General features: G+C 65.4%; 11 protein-coding genes. 6 read left to right on the top strand and 5 right to left on the bottom strand.

Annotated features, from left to right (window positions below; translation table 11 throughout):
* Window positions 1–36: 36 nt before the first annotated feature.
* Both CH281_RS21250 and nudC read left to right on the top strand, forming a co-directional pair.
* Window positions 37–1104, top strand: a complete 1068-nt coding sequence (locus CH281_RS21250; protein WP_027496550.1) for a potassium channel family protein — start codon at window positions 37–39, stop codon at window positions 1102–1104.
* Window positions 1105–1127: 23 nt separating this feature from the next.
* Window positions 1128–2030 (top strand): NAD(+) diphosphatase, encoded by a 903-nt coding sequence (nudC, locus tag CH281_RS21245; RefSeq protein WP_032391659.1) that lies wholly within the window; start codon window positions 1128–1130, stop codon window positions 2028–2030.
* A 7-nt stretch (window positions 2031–2037) separates the two neighbouring features.
* On the opposite strand, the gene CH281_RS21240 is transcribed toward nudC, so the two are convergent.
* Window positions 2038–2307, bottom strand: coding sequence for a mycoredoxin (locus CH281_RS21240; protein WP_032407096.1), 270 nt, complete (start codon window positions 2305–2307; stop codon window positions 2038–2040).
* A gap of 112 nt (window positions 2308–2419) precedes the next feature.
* Between CH281_RS21240 and CH281_RS21235 the strand changes: the two genes are divergently transcribed.
* The 3 genes from CH281_RS21235 (at window position 2420) to CH281_RS26980 (ending at window position 5463) form a co-directional block, all read left to right on the top strand.
* On the top strand, window positions 2420–4534 hold the full coding sequence (locus CH281_RS21235) for an ATP-dependent DNA helicase UvrD2 (protein ID WP_032366325.1): 2115 nt from the start codon (window positions 2420–2422) through the stop codon (window positions 4532–4534).
* Window positions 4535–4677: 143 nt separating this feature from the next.
* A complete protein-coding gene (locus tag CH281_RS21230; protein WP_032366326.1) occupies window positions 4678–4989 on the top strand; it encodes a hypothetical protein in 312 nt (103 codons plus the stop codon).
* Between the two features lie 153 nt (window positions 4990–5142).
* Complete coding sequence (locus CH281_RS26980; RefSeq protein WP_027496555.1) at window positions 5143–5463, top strand: WhiB family transcriptional regulator; 321 nt, start codon at window positions 5143–5145, stop codon at window positions 5461–5463.
* A gap of 34 nt (window positions 5464–5497) precedes the next feature.
* On the opposite strand, the gene CH281_RS21220 is transcribed toward CH281_RS26980, so the two are convergent.
* The 3 genes from CH281_RS21220 to CH281_RS21210 form a co-directional block, all read right to left on the bottom strand.
* A complete protein-coding gene (locus CH281_RS21220; RefSeq protein ID WP_032366327.1) occupies window positions 5498–6808 on the bottom strand; it encodes an ABC1 kinase family protein in 1311 nt (436 codons plus the stop codon).
* Window positions 6809–6903: 95 nt separating this feature from the next.
* Complete coding sequence (locus CH281_RS21215) at window positions 6904–7791, bottom strand: hypothetical protein (protein WP_032407098.1); 888 nt, start codon at window positions 7789–7791, stop codon at window positions 6904–6906.
* Between the two features lie 123 nt (window positions 7792–7914).
* Complete coding sequence (locus CH281_RS21210) at window positions 7915–9318, bottom strand: zinc-dependent metalloprotease (protein ID WP_032370729.1); 1404 nt, start codon at window positions 9316–9318, stop codon at window positions 7915–7917.
* A 144-nt stretch (window positions 9319–9462) separates the two neighbouring features.
* Here CH281_RS21210 and CH281_RS21205 point away from each other — a divergent pair, with 144 nt between their 5' ends.
* Window positions 9463–10488 carry a YlbL family protein gene (locus CH281_RS21205; RefSeq protein ID WP_032387460.1) on the top strand — a complete coding sequence of 342 codons (1026 nt, stop codon included), beginning with the start codon at window positions 9463–9465 and terminating at the stop codon, window positions 10486–10488.
* Window positions 10489–10503: 15 nt separating this feature from the next.
* Here the strand turns inward: CH281_RS21205 and CH281_RS21200 are convergent, their stop codons facing one another.
* Window positions 10504–11070 (bottom strand): PPA1309 family protein, encoded by a 567-nt coding sequence (locus tag CH281_RS21200; RefSeq protein WP_094695495.1) that lies wholly within the window; start codon window positions 11068–11070, stop codon window positions 10504–10506.
* Between the last annotated feature and the right edge of the window lie 267 nt (window positions 11071–11337).

Genomic DNA, 11337 nt, shown 5'->3' with positions numbered 1-11337 from the left:
ATGATCTCGACTTCGGTGAGCACCTCGGTGGGCGACGTGGGAGGTAGGTTGCGCACGCGCCTGGGGGACAGCGGCGCGTTGACCGACAAGCCCGATTTCGCGCTGGTAGGTGTGCTGCGGGTTCCGGAAATCGAATCCAGCCCGTGGAGCGCGATCTACAAGCGGGTTCTGATGGCGTTGGGAATTCTCTTTCTCGCGGCGTTCGTCGTCTACCTCGATCGCGACGGCTACAGCGACAATCAGAACGGCGAGCTGTCGTTCCTCGACGCGTTCTATTACGCGACGGTGTCGTTGTCGACCACCGGATACGGTGACATCGCGCCGATGAGTCCGTCTGCGCGGCTGGTCAACATTCTGGTCATCACCCCCTTACGAGTCCTGTTCCTCATTCTGTTGGTCGGCACCACGCTGTCGGTTCTCACCGAGCGGTCTCGACAGGCATTCAAAATTCAGCGATGGAGACGCAGCGTGCGCAATCACACCGTGGTCATCGGTTTCGGTACCAAGGGCCGAACCGCAGTCGACGCGATGCTCGGCGACGGAGTGTCGGCCTCGGACATCGTCGTGGTCGACACCGACCAGACCGTGCTGGACGCGGCCTCGGCGATGGGTCTGGTCACCGTCCACGGCTCGGCCACCAAGTCCGATGTGCTTCGGCTCACGGGCGCTCAACATGCCGCGGCCATCATCGTGGCGACCAATCGCGACGACACGGCGGTCCTGGTGACGCTGACGGCCAGGGAAATCGCTCCGAAGGCCAAGATCGTCGCGGCGATCCGAGAGGCCGAGAACACGCACCTGGTGCGCCAGTCCGGTGCGGACTCGGTGGTCGTCTCGTCCGAAACTGCGGGTCGGCTGCTCGGAATTGCCACGTCCACACCGTCCGTCGTGGAGATGATCGAGGATCTTCTCACCCCGGAGGCAGGCTTCGCCGTCGCAGAGCGAGAGGTGGAGCGGGACGAGGTGGGCGGTTCACCGCGTCATCTGGCCGACATCGTGTTGGGAGTGGTCCGGGGCGGCAAGCTGTTCCGGGTCGGATCACCCGAGGTCGACGCGATCGAGGCAACCGACCGACTGCTGTACATCCGTCGCGTGGCCGACTGAGCAGGCCCAGTAGGGTCGTGAGCGTGCCGAATTTTCAGCTCGTCCATCCACCTCGACTGTCTCGATCACCGCTCGACCGGGCCGAGGAATTGCGCCGTGACACAGCGGCACTGGCCGCCGGTTGGTCCACGGCTCGCATACTCGACGTGGACGGTCGCGGCAGATTCGCAGTGGACGACGGTGGTCTGGTCTTCGTCGACGCCGCAGACGTGGCCACGGAACCGACCGAGGACGTGGTCTTCCTCGGGATTCATGAGGATCGTCACCTGTGGACCCGGCGCGTAGAACTCGTCCAGGGCACGTTGGGAGATCTGCGCACCGACGGTGAGCGCCTCGACAGTGTGTCGCTGTCGATGGTCACCGGGGCTCTGGCCATCCTCAATTGGCACGCCAGTGCGCGGTTCAGCTCGCTCGACGGCGCTCCGTCCGTTCCGTCGGCTGCAGGCTGGTCGCGGACCAGCACGTCCTCGGGTCACGAAGAGTTTCCGCGCACCGATCCTGCGGTGATCTGCCTGGTTCACGACGGCGCGAATCGAGTGCTGTTGGCGCGCGCACCGATGTGGCCCGAACGTCGGTTCTCGGTGTTGGCCGGATTCGTCGAGGCCGGCGAATCGCTGGAGACCTGTGTCGCGCGGGAGATCAAGGAAGAAGTGGGGCTGGACGTATCCGGCATCGAATATCTCGGCAGTCAGCCGTGGCCGTTTCCGCGTTCGGTGATGATCGGCTTCTCGGCCGTCGCCGACCCGGATCAGCCGCTCGCGTTCCAGGACGGCGAGATCGCCGAGGCGCACTGGTTCGAGCGGACCGAGGTCGTCGCCGCCCTCGAACTGGGCGACTGGGGATCGGAGTCGACGTCTCGATTGCTGCTTCCCGGATCCATCTCGATCGCTCGCGGGATGCTGGAGGCGTGGGCAGCGACGACCTGACGCTCGATCAGAGCGCCAGAGCGCGCTTGACCTCGGCGAGACTGGGGTTGGTTGCCGTCGATCCGTCCGCGAACTGCACGGTGGGCACGATGTGGTTTCCGTTGTTGACGCTGCCGACGAACTCGGCGGACTCGGGGTTCTGCTCGATGTCGATCTCGGAGTAGGCGATTCCCGCCTCGTCGAGCTGAGTCTTGAGCCGGCGGCAGTACCCGCACCAGGTGGTGGAGTAGACGGTCAGCGCGGCCGGGGTCTGTGGGGTGTTCTCGGTAGTGGTCACGCAGACAGTCAACAGCAGGGCGCAGGTGATTGTTCCGTGACGGCGGCCTCGGCGAGTCTCGGCGGCGTCGGGCCCGGACATCGCTGTCGGTAGGCACTGACACAATGGACCCATGGCTGACGACGCGATGACTGCCGGTCTCGATCCGGAGCAATCCGCGGCAGTGCTGGCTCCTCGTGGTCCGGTCTGTGTGCTCGCCGGGGCCGGAACGGGCAAGACTCGCACGATCACTCGACGCATCGCGCATCTCGTGTCCGCGGGGCACGTGTCCTCCGGCCAGGTGTTGGCGGTCACCTTCACCGCGCGGGCGGCCGGTGAGATGCGCGGCCGTCTTCGAGAACTCGGCGTCGGGGGAGAGGGACCTCCGGTGCAGGCTCGTACCTTCCACGCTGCCGCGATGCGCCAGCTCAAATATTTCTGGCCACAGGTCGTCGGCGACACCGGGTGGCAGTTGCTCGACCGTAAGTTCACCGTGGTCTCGCAGGCAGCGAACCGGGCCGGCGTCTCCACGTCCACCGACGCCATCCGCGACCTCGCGGGCGAGATCGAGTGGGCGAAAGGCTCGTTGATCGCCCCCGAGGACTACCCGCGCATAGCGGCGAGCAACCGACGCGACGTGCCCATGGACGCAGCCAAGGTCGCTGCGGTGTACGCGGGATACGAAGAACTCAAATCTCGCGGCGGCGACGGCATGTTGCTCGACTTCGACGATCTGCTGCTGCACACCGCCGCGGCGCTCGAAGAGCACTCTTCGGTGGCCGACGAATTCCGCGAACGCTATCGCTGCTTCGTCGTCGACGAGTATCAGGACGTGACGCCGCTCCAACAGCGGGTTCTCGACGCCTGGGTGGGCGATCGTGACGACCTCACCGTCGTCGGTGATGCGAATCAGACGATCTACTCGTTCACCGGAGCGTCCCCTCGCTACCTGCTCGACTTCTCTCGCAAGTATCCCGAGGCCACCGTTGTCCGTCTCGAACGTGACTACCGATCGACACCGGAGGTCGTGTCGTTGGCCAATCGCGTGATCGGTGCCGCGCGGGGTCGCATTGCGGGCACTCGGCTGCAGCTGATCGGTCAGCGTGATTCCGGTCCGGAGCCGGAGTTCTTCGAGTACGACGACGAGCCCGCCGAAGCGGACGGAGTGGCACGCGCGGTGAAGAGGTTGATCTCGAAAGGCGTCGAGCCTGCCGAGATCGCAATTCTGTACCGCATCAATGCGCAGTCCGAGGCGCACGAGCAGGCCCTGACCGAGCTGAAGATTCCCTATCAGGTTCGCGGCGGCGAGGGTTTCTTCACTCGACCCGAAGTGCGGCAGGGAGTCAATGCACTGCGCCAGGCTGCTGGCCGAGACGATCTACCCGACGGTTCTCGTGCCGGGGACGGCCTGACCGGTCTGGTTCGGGCCGTGCTGGCTCCACTGGGGTTGACCGCTACCGAGCCGACCGGTGCGCAGGCGCGGGAGAAGTGGGCCTCCCTGGGAGGTCTCGTGCAACTCACCGAGGAATTGCTGGTGCACGACCCCGAACTGACCCTCGACTCACTTCTCGGTGAACTCGCGGCTCGCGCCGAGGCGCGGCATCCACCGACGGTGCAGGGCGTGACGCTGGCCTCGTTGCATGCGGCGAAGGGGCTCGAGTGGGATGCAGTGTTCATCGTCGGGCTTGCCGACGGAACGCTGCCGATATCTCACGCGATCGGCAACGATCCCAGTGCGAACAACGAGGCCGCCGTCGAGGAAGAGCGTCGCCTTCTCTACGTGGGTGTCACCCGGGCGCGGGTCCACCTGCACCTGTCGTGGGCCCTGGCCCGTAACGAGGGTGGGCGCAAGTCGCGTCGCCGCTCCCGATTCCTCGTCGGATTGGTGCCCGAGGATTCGCCCGCGTCGCGCATCGCGGCACCCGCGGCCAAGAGGTCGGGGCCCAAGTGCAGAATCTGCGGTAAGCCGTTGATCGGCACGTCGGCCACGATGCTCGGACGATGCGATAGCTGCCCGTCCAACGTGGACATCGCCCTGCTCGACGCGTTGAAGTCGTGGCGCCTGGACAAGTCTCGTGAACTCAAGGTGCCCGCATACGTCGTGTTCAGTGACAACACGTTGACTGCTATCGCCGAACAGCAACCGCAGGACGAGCGTGGGCTTGTTGCGATACCGGGAATCGGGGCCAAGAAGCTCGAGCGCTTCGGCGAGGACGTGCTCACGGTGGTGCGGTCCTCCGACCGGTAACCGTCCGTCGAACAGTTGCCGTAAAACTGCTGGTCAAAAATAACTTGTGCAGATCTCGGCGGGGGGCTTAGTCTGTTTCTCGTGTCGCGGGAGACCGCACACTGCCCAGTCCGCCCACGAGACCAGAACAGGAGCTGAAGAACATGATCGACACATTCGACATCGCCGGTGCAAGAGCAACCGTCGTGCTCAGCCCTGTCTGCGGTGCAACGCCCTTCGGCGATGCACTGGTCGGTACGCCCGCTGCTGCGGCCGTAGCCGCCGGCTCGGTTGCGCAGACGTGGATTCGTCCCACCGCTTTCGGCCCGATGCACCAGTCCGCATCGGAAGCCCTCGGGTCGAATTCCGCCCCCGGCGTCCTGGCGTTGGCAGCACCCGCTGTGTACACCCATCGACGTCACCGCGCACCACGCGCGTCCGTGTTCGACAGCAGATACCGACTTCACTGTAGGTAGACGCTTCGATTTGCCCACCAGGCCACGGACCCGCACTCGCGGACCGTGGCCTTTGTCGTTCAGGTAGATCCTCTACCCGAGCGTGAGGCCGACATGGTTCGCATTACCCCTCGAACCGATAACGACGCCGCACGAAAAGTAGAGGAGACCGACGTGTCAACCGCCACGATCCGGACGACATGCCGACCAGAGTCCGAAAGCACCTACGCAGCAACAAGTTTCGCCGAATCGGCGGAGCTCGAGCTGTCGGTGCCTTGCCGAGCGGCGAACCCCGACATGTGGTTCGCCGACACCCCTGCCGAATTGGAGCAGGCCAAGGCGCTGTGCGCCGAATGCCCCATCCGCCGAACCTGTCTCAGCGCCGCATTGGATCGCGCCGAGCCGTGGGGCGTATGGGGTGGCGAGATCCTGGAACAGGGTGTTGTCATCGCACGCAAGCGTCCTCGCGGACGGCCACGTAAGAACGCGGCATGAAGCTCGATACGGAGGTCCGGCTTCACCGAGTGATTCACTCGGTGAAGCCGGGCAACCATTCCGTCAGAATTGCCATGTACGGCGCATAGGCGTCGAGCTGCGCGCAGATTCCCACCAGGCCACCCAGTACCCGGAAGATCATCACGTACTCCGGCGGCATGTTCAGCGAGCGAACGGTGCGGAACTGTGCGCTGTTGAAATCGGCTGCGGTGCCTGCCGCTTTCTGCAGCCACGCCCGAGTGAAGTGAAACGACTCGGTGTGAATCGGGTCTGTGAACGGGCGAAGGTAATCGGCAATTTCCTTCTCCGTCACCGTGCGACCCGGCACCACGAAGCCACTTTCGGTGCACAGTTCGACCAGTTCGTCGAACTTGTCGTCACGAGCGAGTGCGACCATCCGGCCGAGGACCGGAGGCAGGCCGTCGGGCATCGGAGCACATGCCCCGAAATCGATGACGCCCATTCGGCCGTCGTCGAGCATCATGAAGTTTCCCGGATGTGGGTCCGCGTGCAACAACTTCGCGCGTGCGGGAGACTCGAACGCGAACCGCGCGAGTAGTTCGCCGGCTCGATTACGCTCGTCCGCAGTTCCGTGCGCGATCACATCGGCCAGGGGTCTGCCCGTCATCCATTCGCTCACAACCACTTTCGGGGCGCTGGCGACGATCTTGGGTACCGCGAACCGAGGATCGCCCGCGAATTCCTTGCTGAAGGCGCGCTGATTGGCTGCCTCGATGCGGTAGTCGAGCTCGTCCTCGGTGCGCGCCGTCAGCTCTTCGAGCACGGGCTTGACGTCCGTACCGGCGAGCACCGTGCTGAACAGATTCGCGAAACGAGACAGAGTCTTGAGGTCCGACCGCAAGGCGTCGTCCGCACCCGGATACTGGATCTTGACCGCGACGTCGCGCCCGTCCGCCCACGTGGCTCGGTGGACCTGGCCGATGCTGGCCGAGGCGATTGCGGTGTCGTCGAAACTCTCGAACCGTGATCGCCACGCCGTACCCAGTTGTTGATCGAGTACGCGATGCACCGTCTTGGCCGGCATGGGCGGGCCCTGAGCCTGCAGCTTCGTCAGTGCCTCACGGTAGGGCTCCGAATACTCCTCGGGGACGGCGGCTTCCATCACCGACAGCATCTGACCGAGCTTCATGGCCCCGCCTTTGAGCTCTCCGAGGACGGAGAAGAGTTGCTCGGCTGCTTTGGCGGCCATGTCCGCGTCGATCTCGTCGCGGTTTCCGCCGGCGAGCTTCTTTCCGAAGCCCATCGCGGCACGTCCGGCCATTCCCAGGGGAATGCTGGCTAGTTTCGCGGTACGAGTGGATCCACGGCGCGGTATGTCTGACACAGCTCCATCATGGCTGAACCTTCCGACAAATGCTCGGACCGGTGAAACCGTGGCCTCGACTGCCGAGGTGGGCGGGTGGTCGAGTGACCGTGTCGTCAGTACCAGCAATCGCAATGCGGATGTCGCGTCCACTGTCTTTTGTGCACGGACGTACCGGTTGCCGCGAAACTCAGCTCCATCGTGCAGTCGGTGGTTTCGGGCATCGTTCCGTCCGTGCGATCGATGAGGGTCTCGAGTTGCGCGAACGCGAACGCCGCCGTGGCCAACACCGTGGCGGTACTCGCCTGGCCCACCGTGCCGAGCAGATGTGCGGACAGATGCGGCCACTCCGGATCGAGATCACAGCGGGTGAGATCGGCGCAGCGCAGGCAACTCGTCTGTCCGGGCACTACGAACGGGCCGACGATTCCTTTCCCGTCCCGCAGTCGCACCTGCAGGTGCGGGATCCTTTTCCGCACCAGATCGGTCACCAGACGAGGCTCGGCGACGAGGTCGTCGGTGAGCACGACCACGTCGTACTGCCACGAGTTCACGGCGAGGTGCGGATAGCGTGTCGGGGTCAGGCTCGTTCTGGTCACCGCGACACTGGTGCGCCGCAACCCGGCGGTCAGCGCATCCGAGAGCGGCCCGCGGCCCACGAGATGCACGGAACGAATGTCGCGCAGTTCACTCGACGGAGCGTCCGCGTTGCTCGCCGCCGGGCCACTCGTGCCGTGCACGAGCAGGCCGGAATCGTCCAATTCGGCGAGCATCGACGACACTCGGTTCGCGGACAAACCCAACGTCATTGCGTGACAGACGATGTGAGGCCTGGAACGTCCTGCCGCGAGAAGCCGCAGGATCTCGAGTATCGAGCCCGGTTCCGCACCGGGAGGGGGAGTGACGACGACGCTGGTCTCGGGGCTCCACCCCAATTGAACGGTTCCGTCCCGTCGCGGCAGGATGGCCACCGCGGGATCGAGTCGAACGGTCGATGTGATCATGAACCACACTGTGACACTCGGTCGAACGGCAAACGCCCGCTCGAAGCACGTTATCCACAGGGGAAAATGGGCTTCGAGCAGGCGTTCGACGGGGCCGACGGCATTGGTGTGCGCCGTCCCGGTTCAGGGTGTGGAAGAGCCCTTGTCCGGATGGTCGTCGCCGTCCTCCGAGGCGTCGTCCGTGCTGTGTTCCGCTCGTTCGGCGGCCTCCTTTGCCTCCATCGCCTCGAGTTGCGCGATGGGGTCGTCGAAGCTGGAGGTGCCGCCGCCGACGACTCGGTCGATGAACGCCGCCGGATTGTCCAGGTCGGATGCGTCGGGCAGGAGATCCGGGTGTGCCCACACCCCGTCGCGGCCCTCCACGTCCGCGGCGGCCAGTAGTTGGCGCCACAGATCGGCGGCCTCGCGCACCTTGCGGGGACGCAACTCGAGACCGACCAACGTCGCGAACGTCTGCTCTGCCGGGCCGCCGGAGGCGCGGCGACGGCGAATGGTCTCGGCGAGGGCAACCGCGCCGGGGAGACGGTCGCCGAGTGCGGCCGTGACCACGGTCTCCACCCAGCCCTCCACCAGTGCCAGCAACGTTTCGAGACGTTCGAGAGCGTGCTTCTGCTCGGGTGTGGTCTGCGGCTCGAACGAACCCTGCTGCAGCAGCGCTTCGATCTTCGACGGATCCGTCAGCGCCGACGGGTCGAGCCCGGCAGCGGCTTCCTCGATTGCCGAGAAATCCATGCGGATGCCGCGAGCATATTCCTCGACAGTGGCGAGAACTCGCTGGCGCAGCCACGGGACATGGCTGTACAGCCGCTGGTGTGCAGCCTCGCGGGCGGCCAGGAACACCAGCACCTCACGCTCGGGCTGTTCGAGACCTTCGCTGAACGACGCGATCGCCGACGGTAGCAACGCGGCGGTGCCCGACGGGCCGAGCGGGAGACCGATGTCGGTGGAGGTGAGAACTTCCTTCGACAGTTGGCCCAGTGCCTGACCGAGTTGCGAGCCGAACGCCATTCCGCCCATCTGGGTCAGCATGCCCATCATCGGTCCGGCCATCTGCTGAGCCTCCGGCGGCAACCCCGAGGTCCACATGCCCGAAATCTGCTCGGCGACCGGATCGCACAGCCGCTTCCAGGTGTCGATGGTGTTGTCCAGCCAGTCGACCGGCGTCCACGCTGCAGTCTTGGTGGCACCGGCAGGCAATGTGGTGGCACCGTCCAGCCAGAGCTCGGCGAGGTGCGCGGCCTCGGTGATGGCCTCACGCTCCCCGGCCGACACCGGGCTGAAATCGCCCATCTGCTGTCGGGCCAATTGCTTGGCGAGGTCGTAATTGACCGGTCCGGCCGACGATCCGCCCGACCCCGCGGCACCCATGCCGCTGAGCATCTGGCCGAACTGGGTGAGCATCTGGCCCAGTTGTGCAGGGTCGAAGCCCTCCGCCCCGAACCCGAAACCGGCGGGGTTACCCGACCCGTCCGGATCCTTCTTCTTGTCCGGGTCGTCGTCGGAAGCACCGAAACCAAAATTGCTCATGGCTCAACGGTACAAGCCATGAGCACTCGGAGCGCGAAAGATCGTCACGCTGACGGCGAACAGAACGGCTTCGTCGCATCGTGCGTCGGGCTCCGGCAGGGGCGGTATCCACGCCGCCGCACGTTCGGATCTAGTGTCTACCGAGTGAACCGAAGGATCGCCACACTCGTCGCAGCGCTGGTACCGGTCGTGGTGCTGGGCGTCACCGGCTCGGTCGTCACCGTTCCGTTCGCGGCACTCGGCCCCGGGCCGACGTACAACACTCTCGGTGACGTCGACGGCGTGCCCGTAGTCCAGATCGACGGCACCGACGTCGACCCCACCGCAGGCCATCTGAACATGACGACGGTGGCCGTGCGGGATCAGCTCAATCTCTTCGAGGCTCTCGGGTTCTGGGCCAGTGGGCGTCAGGGACTGGTGCCTCGTGAGGAGGTGTACCCACCGGACAAGTCGAAAGAGGAAGTGCAGGAGGGTAATCAGGCCGATTTCGAGCAATCGGAATCCAGTGCTGAACTCGCCGCTCTGCATCACCTCGACCTCCCGGTGTCGCTGTCGGTGACGAGCGTGGCCCAGGACGGCCCCGCCGCAGGCGTGCTGAACATCGGAGACACTCTGGTTGCGGTGGGCGGCACCCCCGTCTCGACGGCAGGCGCGGTTCGCGAGGCCGTCAGCGCCAAGGCACCCGGCGATTCGCTCGACATCGACTACGTGCGTGATGGTGCCCCTCGTACGGGTTCCGTTGTGCTCGGGGCCAGGCCGGACGACCCGTCCAAGGGATATCTCGGTGTGACGCCCGAGGAGCAGCCCGACGTTCCGTTCGACGTGAAGTTCAATCTCGCCGACGTCGGTGGTCCGTCCGCCGGCTTGATGTTCAGCCTCGCGGTGGTGGACAAACTGAGTCCCGGCGAGCTGAGCAACGGCGAATTCGTGGCGGGAACCGGCACGATCGACGCAGCGGGAACGGTCGGCCCCATCGGCGGTATTCCCTACAAGCTGATAGCAGCTCGCGAGGCAGGGGCCACCACGTTCCTGGTGCCCGACGCCAATTGTGGTGAGGCGCAACAGAATGTGCCCGACGGTCTGCGCTTGGTGCGAGTCGAATCGCTGGACAACGCGATCGACTCGCTCCGAGCGATCGGGTCGGGCGAAGACGTTCCGACGTGTAGCTGACCCGCTCGGTCGTATTTATTCGTCGTCGACCACATCGAACGTCGCGTACAGACCGTGGACGACGTTGGGTGCCAGGTCCTCGGCGATGCGTAGGTCGATGGGAGCGAACGGATCGGCGTCCTCGTCCGGATGCAGTTGCAACAACGTCAACGACGGCCCGTCCTTGAGCACTGCCACGATCAGCCGCGCGTCACGCTTCTCAGGATGGTTCTCGGCGGCCGATCGCGCCGCGTTGTCGGCCGCGTCGGGATCTGCGAGAAGCGGCATCAGCGCATCGTCGAGTGCCGACTCCGCCGCCGGGGGGAGTACGACGATCTCTTGGACGAGTGCGCATCCCACGACGCCCTCGGGCCACGTCGACGTGGCGAGGAATTCGTCGAGGGCGGGGGAGCCGCCGGTGATGTCCTCGGGCAACGAATGCTGCTGGATCGGTGTGAGTGCAGCACCGTCGGCCAGATCGTCGAGCAGGCCGGGTTCTGCCGCGGCGAGGGCAGCGGTGGGCACCAGCGCGAACATCTGGGGCGACTGGCCCCACCCGCCCGCGTCGACGAAGTCCGCCACCTCACGCGCGCACCGAGCCAATGCCTCGGCGACGCCGGGTCCGCCCGACTCGGGGTCGAAGTCGTCTCCGAAATGTTCCTGGCCGGGCAGTCCGTCACTGTCGTTGCTCACCGCACTATCCTCGCATCCGAATGGTTCCACGAATGTCGATGCTCCTGACCTGCGGTCCGGCGGGGCCGCAGTACGGGCGTCACAGCCGTAGGATCAACGTACGTACAGTAGGGCGAAACGGACATGCGGCGCACGCGAGGTGCGCCGTGACAGTCATCTGCGGCGCCATCGGCGTCG

It is taken from the genome of Rhodococcus sp. 06-221-2 (assembly GCF_002258365.1).
Lineage (GTDB): Bacteria > Actinomycetota > Actinomycetes > Mycobacteriales > Mycobacteriaceae > Rhodococcoides > Rhodococcoides fascians.
The sequence above is the reverse complement of the archived record's forward strand: the minus strand, read 5'-3'. Positions and strand labels throughout refer to the sequence as shown.